This is a genomic window from Empedobacter sp. UBA5036 (assembly GCF_002415215.1).
Classification (GTDB): Bacteria; Bacteroidota; Bacteroidia; order Flavobacteriales; family Weeksellaceae; genus Empedobacter; species Empedobacter falsenii_B.
Genome location: NZ_DICC01000073.1, coordinates 1 through 21,629 on the forward strand (window position 1 = coordinate 1; position 21,629 = coordinate 21,629).

A 21,629-nucleotide genomic window follows, 5' to 3' on the forward strand; every position below is an offset into this window, starting at 1 on the left:
TCCGATATTAAATGACCTTGATCTTGGGTTAATTTGGCTACAGAATTTTTCATAATAAACTGTGTTTTAAAAATTTAATAAAATAAATAAGGTGATTTTCTAAACCCACCTTAATTTATGTTTAAACAGTTTTTTGGATATTGCCTATAAAAAGGATTTTGTTTTAAAAATCCTTTTTTTATATCTATCAAATTGATAAAATTAGTTTATTAATCGACCCTATTACGTGTTGAATAAAAGTATTGGCAACTGTGTTCGTTTGTCAATTCATTCTTCTTCCATCATTTGTTTCATCTTGATTTGGAAATCCTAAAAAAAATACAGTATAAGAAAAGGTATAAGACTTATTTATCTTAACATGATGAAAGGAATAAGAAATCATTTTTCAAATAGAAAATAAACAATATTTACATTATTAAGGTCTATTAAACATAATCATTATTATACACCAAAGATTTTTAGGTTAAAACACTGATTGCGTGAGAGTGCAGTTTTGAATAAACAAATTTGTAATTTAAAATGCTCTGAAAGACGCATTTTATCGTTGAGTGAAGGTATTCATATCAGACAAAATTATTTTTCTTTCGTACTAATTTTTTACTGCAACATTATTATTTTTTTTTATAAATCTCTACAGAGTTTATTCGTGTTTTCTTCGACCGTTCTTCGACCATTGTCCTCGCAAAGGTGCATTTTTCCGCAAGTTTGTCGAACGATGGTCGAACAAGAGTAAAATGAGCTATTTTTCGAGATGATGTGAAACATAGATATACAGAGGTTTGTATAGGAGTTTCAATTAACTAAAACATATTGTTGATAAAAATACTGGAGGACAGAAGTGGACAAAACCGGACATTTGTGGTCACTTTTTGTAAAAAATGTAATTTGTATTGTTTAAATGATTAAATTACAAATATTTGATTAATTTAAGTATTTTTTTTTTGAATAAAAAATATTTTTGATAAGAATGATGAAATACGATTATCTGTAAATTGTTTAAAATATAAAATAGTGAAGAGTTTTTCGTTTATATGAACGATTATAATGGATTATTCGAGGAAATGTGTTATTTGAGAAAATAGAATTGTTTATATTTGATTGTTTGAACTCACATGATTAGAAAATTAATATGAAAAAATTTATTTTAAGTTTGGCTGTCCTTGCGATGGGCGCTTATTCTTATGCACAACAAATAACCATTGAAGGGATATATGGCGGAAAATACCGCGAAAATTCATTGTACGGTGTGAACTCATTGAACGATGGAGAAAATTATACTATTCTGACAAAAGACGGATTGGTAAAACGTTCGTACGAATCGACATTGAAAAAAGGTCAGACTTCTGATATTGTTGTCGTTCCAGGAAAGTTTGAAGGTTATGAATTTAGTTCTGATGAGCGTTACGTTTTATTGCAAACTAATCCGCACCAAATTTATCGTCATTCGTTTACAGCAAAGTTTGAGGTGTATGATACGCAAACAAAATCGAAAGTATTGTTATTTGATGGAAAAGGAATTCAAGAGCCTTTGTTTTCGCCAGATGCTTCTAAGGTAGCTTTTGCTTTTGAGAATAATTTATACATTCAAGACTTAAAATCGAACAAGGTAACGCAAGTTACGACTGATGGTAAAAAGAATAATATTATCAACGGGATTAATGATTGGGTTTATGAAGAAGAATTTGGTTTCGTAAGAAATTTTGATTGGAATGCTGATGGAACATCTTTGGCTTATGTTCGTTTTGACGAATCGAAAGTGAAAGAAATTAATATTCCGATTTACCACAACAATCTTTATCCACAAGAATTACGTTACAAATATCCAAAGGCAGGGCAAGATAATTCGGAAGTTTCGTTACATGTTTTTGATACGAAGAATAACTCAACTGCAAATGTTAATTTAGGCGGAGTTCAGAATTATTATATTCCTAAAATTAAGTTCTCTACAAAAGCGAATTTATTAACGGTTGTAACGTCTAACCGTCATCAAAATAATGTAGATGTTTCGTTTTATGATATCAACACGAAAAAAGTAAATAAATTATTTACTGAAACAAATAAAGCGTGGATAGAAACGGATAATTTAACGTTAGAGTTTTTAGCAGATAATTCGTTCTTATGGACTTCTGAGCGCGATGGAAATAACCATATTTACCATTATGCAGATAACGGAAAGCTAATTAACCAAGTGACGAAAGGAGATTGGGAGGTAACGAATTACTATGGGTATAATCCTGGTAATAAAACACTTTATTATCAATCTAACTCGAATAATGGAAAACGTATTTCGACAGAAAGACAAATTTCTTCGGTTAGTTTAGATGGTAAGAAAACTACAATGTTGACGAAAAATAATGGAACAAATTCGGCTGCTTTCAGTAAGAATTTTACTTATTTCATTAATACTTTTTCGAATACAACGACTCCAAAAACAATTAGTTTAGTAGAATCTAAATCTGGTAAAGATTTGGGTGTTATCGTTGACAATACTTCTTTAAAAGATAAATTGAATACAGATAATATTGGAACAAAAGAATTATTTGTGTTGAAAACTGCGGCTGGAAATGAGTTGAATGCTTATGTAATCAAACCAAAGAACTTTGATCCAACTAAAAAATACCCAGTTTTGATGTATCAATATTCTGGACCGGGTTCTCAGAATGTAAACAATGCGTATTTCAACTCGAATGATTATTGGCACATGATGTTGGCACAAGAAGGTTACATCGTTTTCTGTGTTGACGGTCGAGGAACGGGATATAAAGGAGAAGCTTTCAAGAAACAAACGTATTTGCAATTAGGGAAATATGAGGTAGAAGATCAAATTGCAGCAGCAAAAGAGATTGGTAATTTACCTTATGTGGACAAATCTCGTATCGGAATTTGGGGTTGGTCTTATGGAGGATTCATGGCTTCGAATGTATTATTCAAAGGGAATGATGTGTTCAAAGCGGCAATTGCAGTTGCTCCTGTAACGAATTGGCGTTATTATGATTCTGTTTATACAGAGCGTTTTATGCGTACACCAGAAGAGAATGCTGCTGGTTATGACGATAATTCACCGATTAATTATGCAAACGACTTGAAAGGTAATTTCTTATTAATTTCTGGTTCTGCTGATGATAATGTACATCCACAAAACACATTCGAATTGTCGGAAGCGTTGGTACAAGCGAACAAAGATTTTGATATGGCAATCTATACCGATAAAGATCACGGGATTTATGGTGGAAACACAAGAATTCAGTTATATCGTAAAATGACAAATTTTATCAAGAAGAATTTGTAAGAAAAAAGCTGTATTTATTAGAATACGCCAATGAATAAGATGAAACATTATTCAAATTGACAAAAATCATACATTAAACAAAAAAAACCTCTGCATTGTCGGAGGTTTTTTTTATTTTCGTTGATTGCTAATAAAATCTAAATGATATATTAGCGCTTAGTTAAAGAAATTATGAGTCAAAAATTAACTTTAGAGCAAATTCAAAACTTTGAAGGGAAATACCCAAAACAGCTTTGGCATTTGTTTATGGTAGAAATGTGGGAGCGTTTCTGCTTCTATGGAATGAGAGGAGTTCTTGCCATTTTTATGGTAGATATGTTGGGATTAACGGATGCAGAATCAAATTTAAAATATGGAGCAATCCAAGCTTTTGTTTATGCATTTACTTTTATTGGAGGTATTTTTGCAGATAGAATCTTAGGATTCAAAAAATCATTAATCTTCGGAGGGTTGGTAATGGTTGCAGGAAACTTATTAATTGCAACAGATCCTCATCAATTTTTCTATTACGGAATTACATTAAGTATTATTGGAACAGGTTTTTTCAAACCAAATATTTCTTCGATGGTTGGAGAACTGTACAAAGCAGATGATCCAAGACGTGATGCCGGATTCGGTTTATTTTATTCAGGGATTAATATAGGTGCATTTTTAGGAGGTATAGTTTGTGTTTATTTAGGTAAACAAGTTGGTTGGAATTATGCTTTCTTAGCGGCTGGTATCGTAATGATAATTGGAGTTGTTTTATTCTTATTTATCCGTAACGAGCTGGGACCAATTGGAGATTCTCCACTTGAAAAAATGGATCCTAAGAAAAGATTAATTAGAGAAGTAGCCGTATATGTAGGAGCATTGGTTTGTATTCCTTTAATTTTTATCATGATTCATAATACAGCATACACAGATATGTTTATGTTTATTGTAGGACCATTGGCAATTATTTATTATTTAATTCAATTATATAAAATACCAAGTTCTAAAGAAAAAAGTAAGTTTATCGCTGCTTTTATCATGATTACGTTCTCTATTTTATTCTTTGCAATTTTTGAGCAAGCAGGAGGTTCTTTAGCTTTGTTTGCTAACAAAAACTTACATTCAACTTTATTTAGCGTTCCATTAGATCCAAACATTGTAAATAATAGTGCAAATTCATTGTATGTTATTATTTTCTCACCTTTATTAGGATTAGTTTGGTTATGGATGGCGAAAAAGAAAATTGAGCCAAACACAGTTGTAAAATTTGGTTTAGCCTTCTTGATGTTAGCAGGGGCTTATTATATCTTCTATTCATTAAGATTTTTTGCTGACGAAAATGGATTATCATCATTAGAAATATTTGCATTAGCATATTTTGCAGTTACAATTGCAGAGTTGTGTTTATCACCAATTGGATTATCAATGGTAACAAAATTATCTCCAAAACACTTAGGAGGAATGATGATGGGATTATGGTTCTTAGCATCTGCTTACGGGCAATATTTAGCAGGAATCTTAGGAGCTGGAATGTCAGATCCAAGTCCAACTGCATCTTTAACAGATAAATTAATGGCTTACACAGATGGTTATCAACAATTGGCAATTTATTCTTTAGTTGCAGGTGTTATTGTCATCGTATTGTCTCCATTTATTCGTAAATTAATGCAAGACGTAAAATAACTTTTAAGATATACTTTTAACAAACAAACATGAGTTCAAAATCGGAAAATTTCTTTGATTCAAAAGTATTAGGACACCCGTCGGGATTGTTCGTGCTTTTCTTTACAGAGATGTGGGAGCGTTTTTCATTCTACGGAATGCGCGTTTTATTAATTCAGTTTTTAACAGCTGCAGTTATTGGGTTAAATCCAGGTTGGGAATGGTCTATAGAAAAAGCAACCGCTTTATATGGAACATACGCAATGTTACTTTACATTACGCCCATCTTTGGAGGGATTATTGCCGACAAATACATAGGTTATCGTTGGGCAGTAGTAATTGGTGCGATTATTATGACTCTTGGTCACGCATTCATGGCTTTTGATACACCTATCTTTTTATATTTAGGATTGGCGTGTTTGGTTATCGGAACAGGATTCTTTAAACCAAATATGACATCTATCTTATCAGAAATGTACAAAGACTTTCCTGAGAAAAAGGATGGTGCTTATACAATTTTCTACATGGGAGTTAACGCTGGTGCATTCTTCGGAATGATGTTATGTGGATTCTTAGCAGAAAAAGTAGGATGGCACTGGGGATTCGGTTTAGCTGGAATCTTCATGTTATTAGGAACATTACAGTTCTGGTTAGCAAAACCATTATTTGGGCATATTGGTGAAGTTCCTTCAAAAACAGGAAATCAAATTACTGCTGATGATGATACACCAAAATACGAACCAGGAGAAAAACCAAATCCTTTTACAGTATTAGATCAAGTATTGATCGTTATTATGACGCTTTTAGGATTAGGATATGCGTTCAATGATCCGTTAAATGCAATTGGTGGAATTAACTTATTCCCATTCTCTATCGGAGGATTATCAGGACAAAATGTCGTTATTTTAGTAGCATTATTCTTGTTCTTCTTTGTGGTAATTCGTCGTTTGGCAAATTATACAAAAGTGGTTCGTGATCGTATGATTGCGGTAATTATTTTTGCTTTCTTCGTTATCTTCTTCTGGATGTCTTTCGAACAAGGAGCTACATCATTAGTAATCTTTGCGCGTGATAATACAGAACGTAACTTAATTGGAGGTGCTGCAATGGCATTCAACGTTTTCAATACATTATTAACAGTTGTTCCATTATTGTTCATCTCGTATGTATTGATTTTATTAGCAAAACAAACATTTAAAAAAGCGGCTTTATCTAATGTTGTTTTAGCGTTTACTTTCTTAGGAATTTGGGCTGCTGCAATTTGGATGTTAAACTATAACTGGACTTCTCACTCTTACGATGTTTCTTACCAAGCAATTGAAACGGCTAAATTAGACGACTCTGGTAAACAAGTGATGAACGAAGAAGGTCAACCTGTTTTTGATAAAACACCAGTTACGGCTTCTTATGTTGCAAATTCTACAGATAAAATTGTTACTGAAACAATTAATTTAGCTTCTCAAGACGCTTTAACAAAAGGTTCAGATATTAGCATTCACAAAGAAGGAGATAAATTTGTATTAGTTTCTCCAGAAAGTTTAGTGAAATTAGATACTGAATATAAAAATCAAAACAAACCATCTGAAGTTGTTCCTGCGAAAGTAGCAGAGATTAAAGATTCTCAAGTAGAAATTACCGTTTCTTGGTTCTCTACATTAAACTCTTTCTTCATCATTGCATTAGCTTCATTAGTTTCTCGTGTTTGGGATTCTAAATACAACCCATCAGCTTCTGTAAAATATGGTTTAGGATTAATCATTATGGCAATCGGATTCGGATTCTTAGCTTTCGGTTCTTACGGAATTTCAGAAGGCGTTCGCGTTTCTATCATCTGGTTAGTATTAGCTTATTTGTTCCATACATTGGGCGAGCTCTGTTTATCTCCAGTTGGACTTTCGTACGTATCAAAATTAGTTCCAGCACGTATGATTGCATTTATGTTCGGAATGTGGTACCTTGCAATTGCAATTGGTAACAAATTGGCAGCCATTTTAGGAGGTCAAATCGAAAATATTACAAAAGAATATTCGTTATCAACTTTCTTCTTAATTTTTACAATTGTACCAATTGTAGCAGGTTTAATCGTTATCGCATTAAATCCAGTTATGAAGAAATTGATGCACGGAGTTAAATAATAAAGATTGAAATTTATGAAATCAAGCTTAGCAATCGCTGCCCTAATTTTATCATCATTTCTTTTCGGACAAGAAATTAAATGGTTATCATTAGACGAAGCAACAAAGGAAATAAAAGCACATCCAGAAAAACCTGTATTGATTAATTTTTATACAACTTGGTGTGGATTCTGTAAGCGTTTGGACAAAGAAACTTTTACAGATAATAAAGTCGCAGATTATGTAAACAAAAATTACATTGCGGTAAAATTTGATGCAGAAACAAAGGATATGGTAAAATTTATGGGAATTCAGTACACATATATTGCGCCTGCTAAAGCGAATTATATGGCATATGCCTTTACAAACGGACAATTGAGTTATCCTGCAACTGTTTTGATGAACGGAAAAGGAGATATCAACAAAGTCGTTTTGGGTTATCGTAGTTCAACAGATTTCATAAACGATATTAAAATTTAATCGAGAAATAACCTTGTTGAGAGGTTTTCCATAAAACAGAATCAGAAGTTTTTTCGAGTTCTGTAACAATAGAAGGGTAGTTGCTGGCATCAGCAATTACCCTTTTTAAATTTTCATTATTTTCGAAAGGATAAAGATTTGATTGATGAATTAACACATAAAAAGGAATATCAGAATGTTCTTCATTTAATAAGAGCTTAAATGACTTCGTTTCAATAGAATTTGGATGTTTGATAAAATGTTGATGTTTAAAGTCTGAATCATAAGAGTAGAAACTAACATCTTTTATTCTTTCGTGGATTTTATATGGTTTAATCGTAAAATTATATGTTTTTTCATCTAAAGGATTTTCACTTAAAATGCTTAAACTTCGTTGATTTCTTATGCCGATAATACTATTCTTGTATTGATTAAAAACGATTAATTCATTCGAATGATTGAGTTGATTAATTTGGTGAAATCGTTCCACTTGAATTAGAAATAAAGAAATTAAACAAACAAATAATGCTAGTTTAGATTTTTTTAGGAACAATGGTTTTGATGCATATAAAATAACGCCAATCAAAATTGCGGTAAATAAACTGATGTAAACATCTTTTGCAATAAACTTGAAGTTCGCTAACCAATAAATATATTGATTTGAGTAATAGATAAAATGATTGAAAATCCATGTATAGATTGGAATATTAAGATCGAAAATGATGAGAAGAATACTAATTATTCCGCCACAAATCATAAAAAAGGAAGCAGGAATCAAGACTAAATTTCCAAATAAAAACAATCCTGAAAATTGATTAAAATACAAGACCGAAATTGGTAAAGTTCCTAATTGAGCAGATAAACTTGTTTCAATCATAATCTTGATTTTCTTCAGGAAACTATTTTTAACTTTCCAATAATACTCAAAAATTGGATTGAGCCAAACAATGAAAAAGACCGCTGAAAAACTCAATTGAAAGCCAACATCAAACAAATAATTAGGTTGAAAAACTAGAATGATAAAAGCAGAAAGTGAAAGTGTGTGAAAAATATTTTTTGGTCGGTTGAGTAATTCGCTAATATAATAAATGGTAATCATCAACGCAGAACGAAAAACTGGCGGTTGTAATTCGACATAAAAAGCAAAGATCCAGATAAATATTAAGCTAATAATTATTCTAATTTTTCGACCTTGTTTTAGCTTTAATAATGGTTGTAAAACGAATTGTAAAATCATGTAAATCATCATCACATGTAAACCAGAAATGGATAAAATATGCACAACTCCTGTTGCTACATAACTTTGATTGAGTTCTTGCGAAAGCTCTGTTCTATCACCCAAAAGCATAGACGAAATAATCGCTCTACTTTCAAGGGAATAACCTTGTTCTGTTAGTTCTTTTCGAATCTTGACTTTCGATTTGGCAACCCAATTTCGAAATCCATTTCCTTCTTTGTGAATAGAAATAATTTCATTTGTAAAGATTTGAGAATAAATTCGTTTTCTGTTTAAGAAACGTTTATAATCAAATTGATATGGATTTAACGGTTCTTGGATTTCTCTTTTTTCTCCTAAAATTATGATTTCATCATTGGGATATAAAATTTGTTGTTGAGGTTTGATATGAAGTAAAATTTGCTCATTCGTTTCAATATCTTTTACAACGTAATTGGTATATTTTTCGGTAGAATTAGAACTATAAACGACTTTTAGTAAATGAATTCTCGAAACAGATTCGAAATCAATTTTTGAATGTCTATTATAATTTTGATGAATATAATAGCCTAAAATCATCGAAATGCCTAAAAAAGTGATTATATTTTGACGATTATTATTTTTTAACAAAGAGATAAAAAGTAGAATAATTAATGAAAAAAATATAATTCGTAAATTTGTAGCAGGAATTAATAATTCGGATAAAATTATTCCGATTGAGAAACAAATTGTTAGGGTAAAAAAGAGATACTTTTTCATCCTAATAATTTATAAATTTTTTTACAAATAGTAGGTTTTAATTATTTGTAAATGAATTGATTAAAAAAATAAAAAAATGAAGAAGATTCTTATATTAATTGTGTTATTTTTTACTCAAATGGCAATGGCTCAAATTGATGTAAAACTATCAATCACAAACCTTAAGAAAATGAAAGGAAATTTGGCTATAGAGTTTTATAGAAATGTAGAAAATTATACAAAAGGTCAAAATGCATTCAAAAAATTGTACGTTCCAGTTGCTGATATAGACAAGTATGAAACGGTTTTTAAAGATATTGAGCCAACATTTTATGCGGTAAAAGTGTATTTGGATACGAACAATAATAAACAGCTTGATAAAAGTTTTTTGGGTGTGCGTAAAGAACCGTATGGTTTTTCTAAGAATTTAGATCCTATTTTGCGTGAGCCAACTTTTGAGGAAGCCAAAGTGGATATGACTGAAGAAAATAATACAATTGTAATCAAATTAAACAATAACAAAGGCGAAGAATAATCTTCGTCTTTTTTTGTTAAAATTTAATTGAAAAACCTATATTCAATCCTAATAAAGAAGGATTTTTAGCATCTACATTTTTCAATGGATTTAGCATATATCTATAATTTGGTTCCAAATTTATACTTGATTTATTTGATAAATTATACTCTAACTTAACTCCAGCGTTAGCGCTATAACTCGAATTATTTAAGTTATTTGCTTCGCCTAATTTATAATTTGATCTTGTATTAGTATCAGCTAATGAAATAGAATTTTTCGTTACAGCAAAATAACTTCCTCCCGCTATTGCTATAATATTGAATTTATCAAAACTTGCCAATTTATATTCAACTTCTAATGGAACTTCGATGTAATGAACTTTTTGTTCCATAGTATTGGTTTCAGAAGACAACATGGTCATTGTTGTATGTGATATATTATCACCTACAACTCGAATATTCGAATGATATGTGATATTGTTAGATGATTTTGGCATGCTTGCAGAAAGTGCATAAACACCTGTATTGATTCCCGAATTTATATTGGTTGTATTTTGTTCCAACTCAACTTTTGCAATTCCCGAACGAACATTTATCTTATCATTTAATCGAACAGAAACTTTTGCGCCATAAGCAACTGTAATGTTATTTTTGATGTTGTAATCATTAAATTCATTTGCTAAAATAGATTTTGATTCTAACACTTTTGTTGGATTGATGTACGAAGAAATCGTCAGAAGTGGAGATTTCTGTTTGATTTCTACTTTCTCTTTCTTTTTTTCCTCTTCTTGAAGAACTAATTCTAATGGTTTTTCTTCTAAAATTTTAGGATTAGTTTCTTTTTCAGAAACTTCATTTTTTGGATTGATTGAAGAATTATTTTGTACAAAATTATCTTTTTGAGTTGAATTCTTTTGAGATAATTCTAGTGTTTTATCTTCTTTTTGATTTGGAATTGTATTCGAAAATAAAGTTGATTCTCCAATTATATTTTCAAAATATGAACTTGAACTTTGAATTGTTTTTTGATTTGATTTAGAAGATTTTTTTACAGAAGAAACAATCTTATTATCAAAAGACTTTTCATTTGTATGTTCAATATTATTCCAATCTTTTTTGATAGATTCTTTAGAAGTCGATTTTGTTTTTACAACTTCATTAGTCGGCATATGATTAACGTTAATTGTATCATTTTGATTAAAATAATAGATAGAAATTCCCACAACTAAACATGCCGCAGTAGAACCAATCCAATAAAATAAAGGAATGATTCGTTTTTTCTTTTCTTTCTCGTCTAATTTCTCCTGAATATTTTTCCAAGCATCCAAAGGAGGAAGTTGTGGTTGCGAGAGTTTATCTTTAATATGTTGATCAAATTTGTTCATCTTCTGTGACAGTTTTTAATTGATTGAGTTTTTGTTTTAATAAATTTCGTGCTCTTGATAAGTTTGATTTTGAAGTTCCAACCGAAATGGTCAGCATTTCTGCAATTTCTTGGTGCGAATATTCTTCAAAAACGTAGAGGTTAAAAACTTGCCTATATTGTGGTGGAAGATTATGAACGGCTTCTAACAACTGTTGATAATCAAAATCTTCTTCAACTTCGTCGTCATCTTCCTGTGTGATAATGAGATTTTCGAAATCTTCAAAAGGTAAATTATTCTTCTTTTTTAGTTTTTCTAAATTAAGATTTACCATTATCCGTTTCATCCAACCTTCAAAAGATCCTTCGAATTTGAATTGATTTATTTTATTGAAGATATGAATAAAACCCTCTTGAAAAATATCTTGCGCATCTTCATAATTTTCGGCATAACGAAGACAGATCGAGAACAAAACAGGTGAAAACTCAACATAAATTTCTTCTTGAGCTTTTCTATTTTGTTCTTGACATTGCTTGATTAAAATTTCAAGAGAGTCACTATTCAAAACTTATTGGACTTTATTTTTCTTTGATATTTAACACAATTGAGTCATAAATTGGTTCAGTTGAATTTGGTTTATTTCCCGTCCAAAATCTTAATGTGTACTCACCAGCTTCTTTAGGTGTAAACTTCAAAGTTTTTGTTTCGTACGAAGTATTTTGCGTGCAGTTTCCATTACTTTGACTTGCATAAACACCAATGTTGTGTTTAAAAGTTGTACTTCCTTGTAAAGAGCTAAATTGAATAAAATTTTGACAAGAATTTGTTTTTTCGTACGTTACTCGAATATTTGTAGTTTTTCCTACTGGCTGAATAGAGTCTTCATGAACATTAATTGCCGTTGTTGCTAAAAAACCATAATTCATATAATCTGAGTCATCATTATTTAAACAACTAAATGTTGATAAACCTAAAATACCTACCAAAGCAAACATGCTTAATCTTTTCATTAATTTCATTGTATGAGTTTTAATCGTTATAAAAATAAGATATAGATTTTAGAAAAGGTTGCGTGAAAGAATAAGAAATTAATATATAGAATAAGAAAACCCCTTGAAAATCAAGAGGATTACTTTGTTAGAATAGGTGTAAACTTTAATTAAGTCAATCCTGAAACATTTTAATAATTAGATCTGAATGACATCTATAGCTTACAAGATTAAAAAAACAATAAAAGGTTGCGTCAAACTTTTACTTTTTTTTAATTATTTTTTTAAGTCCTCAGTAATTAGTGAAGCGGTTCTTTCTGAAGCGCCAATTCCACCAAGTTTATGATACAATTCTTCGTAGCTTTTCATGATTTTTTCACGTTTAGGAGAATTTAAAATTAAATCTAATTCTCGTTTGATATTTTCGTAAGTTAAATCATATTGAATTAACTCTTTCACTACTTCTTCGTCCATAATCAAGTTTACCAACGAAATAAAACGAATGTTTTTTACAACACGTTTTCCGATTTCGTACGAAATAGCATTTCCTTTGTAACAAACAACTTCTGGAACTTTCAGTAAAGCAGTTTCTAATGTTGCTGTTCCTGATGTAACCAAGGCTGCATGAGAAACTCGTAATAAATCATAGGTTCTATTCTCAACAATTTTCAAGTTGTTGCCTGCAATTTTTTTATAATTTTCGATTGGTTGAGATGGTGCACCAGCCACAACAAATTGATAATCGGGAAAATCTTTTTCCACTGAAAGCATCAAAGGTAATTTGACTTTAATTTCTTGAGTTCGGCTTCCAGGAAGTAAAGCAATAATTGGTCTTTCGTCTAAATTATGATCTTTTCTAAATTGTTGTTCATCAATTGGCGGAAGATTATTCAACGAATCTAATAATGGATTTCCAACAAAATTTACTTTGTAATCGTAACGTTGATAAAATTCTTCTTCGAACGGAAGAATCACAAACATTTTGTCGACAACTTTTTTGATTTTATGAACTCGACCAGTTTTCCAAGCCCAAATTTGTGGCGAAATATAATAGTAAACTTTAATTCCAAGACTTTTTACAAATTCAGCAATTCTGAGATTAAAACCAGGATAATCAACTAAAATAACTGCATCTGGCTGATAAGTTTCGATGTCTTTTTTAGCAACCGAAATATTTCCTAAAATCGTTCTCAAATTCATTACAACTTCAGCAAAACCCATAAACGCCAAATCTCTGTAATGTTTGACTAAAGTTCCGCCTTGCGTTTGCATCAAATCTCCTCCCCAAAATCTGAATTTAGCTTGTGGATCTTTTAATTTTAATTCTTTCATTAAGTTCGATGCGTGCAAATCGCCCGAAGCTTCACCTGCAATGATATAGTATTTCAATGGAAATCATTTTTCTTCTTACAAAGATAGGAGAAATCTATAAGTGGAGTAGATTTCAATGTTTTTTATTGCGTAAATTTACTCTTTCAAACAAAGAAAAATGTCAGACGAAATTATAAATAAAGTTGCCAATAGTAGTTTAGTAACAATTGATTTACAAGATTATTATCCTGATGGAGATCGTGTTGTTTTTGACTTGAAAGATTGGTTATATGAAGAATTGATTCTTAGAGAAAAGGATTTTAGAGAAAATCTGAAAAATCATGATTGGACACAATATCAAGATAAATATGTAGCGTTAACGTGTACTGCGGATGCGATTGTTCCGTCTTGGGCTTATTTGTTGGTCGCAACCTATTTGTCGCCAATCGCGAAACGAATTGTACATGGAAGTTTACAAGATTTGGATACGATTTTGTACACCGAAATTGTAGATCATTTGCCTTATGAAGATTATGTTGATGGAAAAATAATTGTGAAAGGTTGCTCGCACAAGCCAGTTCCCGATTCGGCTTATATTCAATTAATTGAACGTTTACAACCAATTGTAAGTTCGTTGATGTTTGGTGAAGCATGTAGCACTGTTCCGCTTTATAAAAAGAAGAAATAAAAAAAAATCCGCTCAACGAGCGGATTTTTTACACATGAATAAAATCGTAAAATACTTATTGATTAGTTCTGAAAACTAATTTATTATCTCCAGATTTTTCTTCGAAATAATCGATTAAAACCGCATCATTATCATTTATTGTTCCTTTCAAAATTTCTTTCGAAAGTTCATTTAATACATCTTGTTGAATAACTCGTTTCAATGGTCGTGCTCCGAATTGTGGATCGTAGCCTTTTCTTGCTAAATAATCGACAGCTTCTGGCGTAATATCTAATGTAATATCACGTTGTGCTAATTTCTTAGCAACTCCGCTTAAATAGATATTCACGATTCCAGAAATTTGATTTTCACTCAATGGACGGAACAAAATAATTTCATCAATACGATTCAAAAATTCTGGTCTAAAGTTTTGTTTCAATTCCTCAAAAACGACATCTTTTGTTTCATCATAAACTTGCGCCACATTATTTTCGTCAATATTCGAGAATTTATCCAAAATCGTATGAGAACCAAAATTCGATGTCATAATGATAATCGTATTTTTAAAGTTAACCACACGACCTTTGTTGTCTGTCAAACGTCCGTCATCCAAAACTTGTAACAAAATATTGAAAACATCTGGATGCGCTTTCTCAATTTCGTCCAACAAAATAACTGAATAAGGACGACGACGAACTGCTTCTGTTAACTGACCACCTTCGTCGTAACCAACGTAACCCGGAGGTGCCCCAACCAAGCGAGAAACTGCATGTCGCTCCTGATATTCGGACATGTCGATACGAGTCATTGCATTTTCATCATCGAATAAAAATTCAGCCAAAGCTTTTGCTAACTCAGTTTTCCCAACACCAGTCGAACCTAAGAATAAGAACGAACCAATTGGTTTTCCTTCGTCACTAAGACCTGCGCGAGAACGACGAATTGCATCAGAAACAGCCGTAATTGCTTCTTCTTGTCCAAGTACACGTTTGTGTAATTCGTTTTCTAAATTCAATAATTTTTCGCGGTCAGATTGCATCATTTTCTGAGCTGGAACTCCAGTCCATTTTGATACAACTTCTGCAATATCATCTGCATCAACAAACTCTTTTACTAGTTTGTTTTGTTTATTCTGTTCAAGATTATGTTCAGCTTCTTCTAAATTATTTTTTGCATTTACTAAATCTTCAAACTCTAATTTTGAGGCTTTTGCATAATCATAATCACGTTTTGCACGCTCAATTTCGAATTTGATATTTTCGATAGATTTTCTTAAATCTTGAACTTCATCGGCACGATTTCTTTCCGCTTCCCATTTTGAATTCAATTGATTTCTTTCGTCTTGAAGATTAGATAATTCTTCTTTCAAAAGATTCAATTTTTTCTCATCATTTTCACGTTTTATCGCTTCAATTTCTATTTCCAACTGAATAATTCTACGATCTAATTTATCTAAATCTTCTGGTTTAGAATTCATTTCCATTCTCAACTTAGAAGCCGCTTCGTCCATCAAATCGATGGCCTTATCTGGTAAAAAACGATCTGTAATATAACGTGTTGATAATTTTACAGCCGCAATAATTGCTTCGTCTTTGATTCCAATTTTATGGTGTTGCTCATATTTATCTTTGATTCCACGCAGAATAGAAATTGCAGATTCTTCATCTGGCTCTTCAACCATTACTTTCTGGAAACGACGCTCTAAAGCTTTATCTTTTTCAAAATATTTTTGATATTCATTCAAAGTTGTAGCACCAATCGAACGTAATTCGCCACGAGCCAAAGCAGGTTTTAGGATGTTTGCTGCATCCATTGCGCCTTCTCCGCCACCGCCAGCACCAACAAGCGTGTGAATCTCATCGATGAATAAAATAATTTCTCCATTCGAAGCAGTTACCTCTTTTACAACGGCTTTCAAACGCTCTTCGAACTCACCTTTGTATTTTGCACCCGCAACCAAAGCTCCCATATCCAATGAAAAAATTTGTTTATTCAAAAGATTTTCAGGAACATCTCCATTGATGATACGATGAGCTAAACCTTCTGCTATAGCAGTTTTACCAACACCTGGTTCACCAATAAGGATTGGGTTATTTTTTGTACGACGAGATAGAATTTGTAAAACACGACGAATTTCTTCGTCACGTCCAATTACAGGATCTAATTTTCCTTCTTTTGCTAAATCTGTTAAATTTTTAGCGTATTTATTTAATGAATTATATGTTCCTTCTGCGTTTTCAGAAGTTACTCTTTCTCCGTTTCTCAATTCTGTTACTAATTTTTTTGTGTTGTCGAATGTAACACCTCTATTTTTTAATAACTGACTTACAGGTGATACATTCTTGATTATACCTAATAATAAATGCTCTAATGTGATAAAATCATCGTTCATCTCTTTTGCAATTTCTTGTGCAGATTGCAAAATTTGGTTAGATGAATTGGAAAGATGATTTCCTTGTTGACCTTCAATTTTTGGATATTTATTGATTTCTAAATCCAGCTCTGGTTTCAACATATCCATTTTTACACCTTGTTTTTCTAAGATTAATGATAATACGTTTTCATCAACATCTATCATTCCGCCTAAAATATGAGCTGGTTCTATTGCTTGATTTTTTTTAGCAACTGCAATTTGCTGCGCTGCTTGAATCGCCTCACGACCCTTTATTGTAAATTGATTAAAATCCATTGGTTTTTAGTTTTTTATATTGGTTTTGTTTGTTGTACTTCATCAAAAAAAATTCCAAAGTAGAAATAAAACCTAAAAACTGACTTTTTGACTATATTGAATAAAAAAAGGAGACATTTTGACAACATCTCCTCTCGTTTAAAAATTTTTATAGTATTTAAAATAAACCTTCTACTGATAAATAGCGTTCGCCAGTATCGTAGTTGACAGTTAATATTTTCGCATTTTGGTCTACTTCATTCAATGTTTTAGCAACTGCAGCCAGCGAAGCTCCTGTCGAAATTCCGACAAATAAACCTTCTACTTTAGCCACTTTTTTTGCAAATTCAAATGCTTCTTCTTTTGTAATTTGAATAGAAGAATCAACAATTGAAGTATCTAAATTAGTTGGAATAAAGCCTGCTCCAATTCCTTGAATCGCGTGTGGACCAGGATTTCCTCCTGAAATGACAGGAGAATCGGTTGGTTCTACAGCGATAACTTTTGTTGAAGAATTAATTTCTTTCAATGCTTTTCCAATTCCAGAAAGATGTCCACCTGTTCCAACTCCTGTGATTAAATAATCAACTCCTTGTGGAAAATCTTCAAGGATTTCTTTTGCTGTTGTATTGTAATGGACTGTCGGATTCGAATTATTCTCAAATTGTTGCGGAACCCAAGCGCCTTCTATTGTTTCGGCTAATTCTTGTGCTTTTGCAATAGCGCCTTTCATTCCTAATTCTTTTGGAGTTAAAACAAATTCAGCACCATAAGCTTCCATAATTTTTCGACGCTCAATTGACATTGATTCTGGCATTGTGATAATCATTTTGTAACCTTTTACAGCTGCAACAAATGATAAGCCAATTCCTGTATTACCCGAAGTAGGTTCTATAATTGTTCCTCCAGGTTTTAAAATTCCAGCTTTTTCCGCATCTTCAATCATTGCTAAAGCAATACGATCTTTAATTGATCCACCTGGATTTTGTTTTTCTACTTTAATATAAACATTATGGTTGGGAAATAATTTATTCAGTTTAATAATTGGTGTATTTCCAATAGTTTCTAATACGTTATTGTAAATCATTGTTGTAAGGTTTTAGATGATATAATTGATATGTTGTTCTTTTTTTTGTTTTTTTATTTGCGGTTGATTCTCTTGATAGACAACAGAATCTTCTTCTATACTTTCTGTAATCCAAACATTTCCACCGATTACAGAATTTTCTCCAATTACAGTTGTTCCTCCCAAAATAGTGGCTCCAGCATAAATCGTGACATTGTTTTCTATTGTTGGATGACGTTTTTTATCAGCCAAATTCTTCGAAACATAAAACGCTCCTAATGTTACGCCTTGGTAAATTTTTACATGATCACCAATCAATGTTGTTTCTCCAATCACAATTCCTGTACCATGATCGATATAAAAATTTTTTCCAATTGTAGCACCAGGATGAATATCAATTCCAGTTTTAGAATGTGCATATTCAGAAAAAAAACGGGGAAGAATTGGCGTATTTAATTTATAGAGAATATGTGCTAAACGGTGAATTGCAATCGCAAAAAAACCTGGATAAGCTAAAATGATTTCAATTTCTGATTTAGATGCAGGATCATTTGCATAAAAAACAAAAATCAGTTCTTCTAATTCTTGTCTAAGTTGTGCAAATTGTTCAAAAAAATATAAACTAATTTGATTCGACTTCTCCTCAGGAACAATTTTTAACAAAATAGAATTGAATTGATTGAGTAAATCTTCTTTCTTGTACAAAGGATTTGGTTGTTGAAAAATCTCATCATAAATAATGGATTCTATCAACGGTTCTACTTCTTGTTTTCTAAATGGTAAACTGTATTTCGTAAGCTGATTCATTCTTCAATCTATAAACTCTATAAAAATAGTAGACAAATGTATTCATTTTTTTATTCTTGAAGAAGAAATTGTCGAAAAAATGACAAAACCCATAAAAATGCTTTCTCTTTTATTATTGCTATGTAAGCATAATAATACACTGTTTTGACTTTTATGAATAAAATCTATTTTTATTTATTTAAAATTATTTATCAAATTAAATAACTAGTAATCAATATTATAAAAGGGTTTATGTGTTTAAAAAAGATTATTTTTATAAAAAATAAAGCATAGTGTTTTATTTACACTAAAAAATAGTTATTTTAGTGAAATAAATTTTAAAGGATAAAAATATGAAAAAATCAATTTTATTCGGATTATTCTTTATGTTGACATCTTTAATGTATGCGCAATCACCAATAGGAACTTGGAAAACAATTGATGATGAGACAAAACAGGCGAAGTCTTACGTAGAGATTTTCGAGAAAGATGGAAAACTTTATGGTAAAGTCACTAAGATTTTAACAAAAGGAAAAGAAGATGCAAAATGTACAGATTGTTCAGGCGCATTAAAAAATAAACCAATTTTAGGAATGCAAATTCTTTCTGGTCTTAAAAAAGATGGAAAAGAATGGAATGGTGGAAAAATCATTGATCCTAATAGTGGAAAGGAATACAAAGCAAAAATGTCTCTTAACGGAAATGATAAATTAGACGTAAGAGGTTTTATCGGGATTTCTCTTGTAGGAAGAACGCAAACTTGGCAACGAGTTAAATAAAAATCAAAACAAAAACGAAAAGGTTACTCTGAGTAATCAAACCCACAAAATTTTACTCTATAATGACTATTTCTAAAAGAATAGTCATTATTTTTTTTACGTAAATTTGTAACTTCAAAACTAAGGTTTTGATTTTCTAAAATACATCAATGAGTTTAACTAAAAGAGCGTTCTCGTACGCAAAACCATATAGAACTTCGTTTGTTACAGCGATTATATTCAATTTACTCTATGCACTTTTCAATGTAATTGCATTGGCTTTTATGATGCCAATTTTGAGTGTTTTGTTTGGTGAAAAATCACCTGGAGTTATCGCAAAACCTATTTATTCTGGTGATTTGGGTAATCTGAAACAATTTTTTTCAGATTATTCAGCTTATTATATGAATGAGCTTTCTCAAACTCAAGGACCAGTTTATGTGTTAGCGATTTCGTGTGTGATATTTATTATTGCATTTTTATTTCGAAATATTTTCAGTTTTCTTTCAGAAACTTGTTTGGTAGACTTACGTTCGGGTGTGACACGTGATTTACGTGTTGATATTCATAACAAAATTATTGATTTGCCAGTTGCTTATTTTACTGAAAAACGAAAAGGAGATATGATTAATCGTATTTCAAGCGATGTAAACGAAGTAGAATCTAACATCTTAAATTCAATTGTAGAGATTGTTCGTTCGCCAATTATGATTATTGTTTTCGTTGTAGTATTATTTACAGTTAGCTATCAATTAACAATTTTCGCTATTTTGGTTTTTCCGATTATGGGAACAATTATTTCGTTGATTGGAAAAAGTCTGAAAAAAGCTGCTGCTCATGCGCAAGACGAATTATCTAACATTATTACTTATGTAGACGAGACACTTTCTTCGCTTAAGATTATCAAAATTTTTAACGCAGAAGATCAAGTAAAAGGTCGTTTTGATGAATCGATTAATCGTTATCGTAAATATCTTCAAAAAGTAATGAAAAAACGTGCTTTGGCTTCACCAACAAGTGAATTTTTAGGTGCTGTTACAATTGGATTAATTGTTTTTTTTGGTGGTAAATTATCGTTAGAAGGAAATGGTTTAACAGGGTCACAATTTATTTTTTATATCGCAACATTTTATACATTATTAGATCCGATTAAACGTTTTTCGAAAGCATTATCAGATGTACAAAAAGGAGAAGTTTCTGCAAAGAGAATTTTTGAAGTTTTGGATGCTGATGTTTCGATAAAAGATGTTCCAGATGCTAAAGGAATTGATGCGTTTGAAGATAAAATTGAGTTTAGAAATGTCACATTTGCTTATGGAAAACATAATGTGATCGAGAATTTTAATTTAACAATTAATAAAGGAGAAACCGTTGCTTTAGTTGGGCAATCTGGTTCTGGAAAATCGACTTTGGCGAATTTAATTACTCGTTTTTGGGATGTGAAATCAGGTCAAATTTTGATTGATGGAATTGATATCAAACATATAAAATTAAATGATTATCGCTTGTTATTTGGTTTGGTTACGCAAGATTCTATTTTGTTTAATGATACAATTTTTAATAATATTTCATTAGGTGATAAATCTCCAAATTTGGAAAAAGTAGAATATGCTGCGCAAATTGCAAATGCGGAAGAGTTTATTGTAAAAATGCCAGAAAAATATCAAGAGTCAGTAGGAGAGGGAGGTAGCAAGCTTTCTGGTGGACAAAAACAACGTTTAAGTATTGCGCGTGCGGTTTATAAAAATCCACCGATTATGGTTTTGGATGAAGCAACTTCTGCTTTGGATACGAAATCTGAAAAATTGGTACAAGTTGCCTTGAATAATATGATGCAAAATCGTACTTCTTTGGTTATTGCGCACCGTTTATCAACAATTCAGAATGCGGATAAAATTGTAGTAATGGAAGCAGGTAAAATTATTGAACAAGGAAATCATCATTCACTTATTGAGAAAAAAGGTGTTTATGCCAATTTGGTAAATATGCAGAATTTTGAATAAATGAAGTATATACAAACTAAAAAAAATCCGCTTTTAAGCGGATTTTTTTG

Annotated in this window: 16 protein-coding genes; 8 read left to right on the top strand and 8 right to left on the bottom strand. The window is 31.1% G+C overall.

Annotated elements, in window-relative coordinates:
- The first annotated feature begins 1,129 nt into the window (after positions 1 to 1,129).
- The 4 genes from B4J88_RS13655 (at position 1,130) to B4J88_RS13670 (ending at position 7,518) form a co-directional block, all read left to right on the top strand.
- A complete protein-coding gene (locus B4J88_RS13655; protein ID WP_291067858.1) occupies positions 1,130 to 3,289 on the top strand; it encodes a S9 family peptidase in 2,160 nt (719 codons plus the stop codon).
- Positions 3,290 to 3,460: 171 nt separating this feature from the next.
- The gene (locus tag B4J88_RS13660; RefSeq protein ID WP_219034009.1) at positions 3,461 to 4,945 is read left to right on the top strand and encodes a peptide MFS transporter; all 1,485 of its coding nucleotides are present in this window, start codon (positions 3,461 to 3,463) and stop codon (positions 4,943 to 4,945) included.
- 29 nt (positions 4,946 to 4,974) lie between these two features.
- Complete coding sequence (locus B4J88_RS13665) at positions 4,975 to 7,059, top strand: peptide MFS transporter (RefSeq protein WP_219034010.1); 2,085 nt, start codon at positions 4,975 to 4,977, stop codon at positions 7,057 to 7,059.
- Positions 7,060 to 7,074: 15 nt separating this feature from the next.
- Positions 7,075 to 7,518: a thioredoxin family protein gene (locus tag B4J88_RS13670; protein ID WP_125348917.1), complete on the top strand. Its 444-nt coding sequence runs from the start codon at positions 7,075 to 7,077 to the stop codon at positions 7,516 to 7,518.
- Here the strand turns inward: B4J88_RS13670 and B4J88_RS13675 are convergent.
- Positions 7,508 to 9,472: a ComEC/Rec2 family competence protein gene (locus B4J88_RS13675; protein WP_286494961.1), complete on the bottom strand. Its 1,965-nt coding sequence runs from the start codon at positions 9,470 to 9,472 to the stop codon at positions 7,508 to 7,510. The two genes, B4J88_RS13670 and B4J88_RS13675, sit on opposite strands and share 11 nt — an antisense overlap.
- A 76-nt stretch (positions 9,473 to 9,548) precedes the next feature.
- Here B4J88_RS13675 and B4J88_RS13680 point away from each other — a divergent pair, with 76 nt between their 5' ends.
- Entirely contained in the window at positions 9,549 to 9,986 is a 438-nt protein-coding gene (locus B4J88_RS13680; protein WP_260391932.1) for a DUF2141 domain-containing protein, read from the top strand.
- A gap of 16 nt (positions 9,987 to 10,002) precedes the next feature.
- Here B4J88_RS13680 and B4J88_RS13685 read toward each other — a convergent pair whose 3' ends face one another.
- The 4 genes from B4J88_RS13685 to lpxB form a co-directional block, all read right to left on the bottom strand.
- Positions 10,003 to 11,352: an outer membrane beta-barrel protein gene (locus B4J88_RS13685; RefSeq protein WP_038333276.1), complete on the bottom strand. Its 1,350-nt coding sequence runs from the start codon at positions 11,350 to 11,352 to the stop codon at positions 10,003 to 10,005.
- On the bottom strand, positions 11,339 to 11,896 hold the full coding sequence (locus B4J88_RS13690; RefSeq protein ID WP_038333274.1) for an RNA polymerase sigma factor: 558 nt from the start codon (positions 11,894 to 11,896) through the stop codon (positions 11,339 to 11,341). The genes B4J88_RS13685 and B4J88_RS13690 overlap by 14 nt, the downstream gene beginning before the upstream one ends.
- Before the next feature lie 13 nt (positions 11,897 to 11,909).
- Complete coding sequence (locus B4J88_RS13695; protein ID WP_180905443.1) at positions 11,910 to 12,350, bottom strand: hypothetical protein; 441 nt, start codon at positions 12,348 to 12,350, stop codon at positions 11,910 to 11,912.
- Between the two features lie 246 nt (positions 12,351 to 12,596).
- On the bottom strand, positions 12,597 to 13,709 hold the full coding sequence (lpxB, locus tag B4J88_RS13700; protein WP_180905442.1) for a lipid-A-disaccharide synthase: 1,113 nt from the start codon (positions 13,707 to 13,709) through the stop codon (positions 12,597 to 12,599).
- Positions 13,710 to 13,809: 100 nt separating this feature from the next.
- Here lpxB and B4J88_RS13705 point away from each other — a divergent pair, with 100 nt between their 5' ends.
- A complete protein-coding gene (locus B4J88_RS13705) occupies positions 13,810 to 14,319 on the top strand; it encodes a DUF2480 family protein (RefSeq protein ID WP_038333255.1) in 510 nt (169 codons plus the stop codon).
- A 55-nt stretch (positions 14,320 to 14,374) separates the two neighbouring features.
- On the opposite strand, the gene clpB is transcribed toward B4J88_RS13705, so the two are convergent.
- From clpB to epsC, 3 genes are all read right to left on the bottom strand, one after another.
- Complete coding sequence (clpB, locus tag B4J88_RS13710; protein WP_291067859.1) at positions 14,375 to 16,987, bottom strand: ATP-dependent chaperone ClpB; 2,613 nt, start codon at positions 16,985 to 16,987, stop codon at positions 14,375 to 14,377.
- A gap of 157 nt (positions 16,988 to 17,144) precedes the next feature.
- Positions 17,145 to 18,053, bottom strand: a complete 909-nt coding sequence (gene cysK, locus B4J88_RS13715) for a cysteine synthase A (protein ID WP_291067860.1) — start codon at positions 18,051 to 18,053, stop codon at positions 17,145 to 17,147.
- Positions 18,054 to 18,065: 12 nt separating this feature from the next.
- Positions 18,066 to 18,839, bottom strand: a complete 774-nt coding sequence (gene epsC, locus B4J88_RS13720; protein ID WP_291067861.1) for a serine O-acetyltransferase EpsC — start codon at positions 18,837 to 18,839, stop codon at positions 18,066 to 18,068.
- Positions 18,840 to 19,171: 332 nt separating this feature from the next.
- Here epsC and B4J88_RS13725 point away from each other — a divergent pair, with 332 nt between their 5' ends.
- A complete protein-coding gene (locus B4J88_RS13725) occupies positions 19,172 to 19,597 on the top strand; it encodes a DUF2147 domain-containing protein (protein ID WP_038333244.1) in 426 nt (141 codons plus the stop codon).
- A gap of 149 nt (positions 19,598 to 19,746) precedes the next feature.
- Positions 19,747 to 21,579 carry an ABC transporter ATP-binding protein gene (locus tag B4J88_RS13730; RefSeq protein WP_180905440.1) on the top strand — a complete coding sequence of 611 codons (1,833 nt, stop codon included), beginning with the start codon at positions 19,747 to 19,749 and terminating at the stop codon, positions 21,577 to 21,579.
- The last annotated feature ends 50 nt before the right edge of the window (positions 21,580 to 21,629 follow it).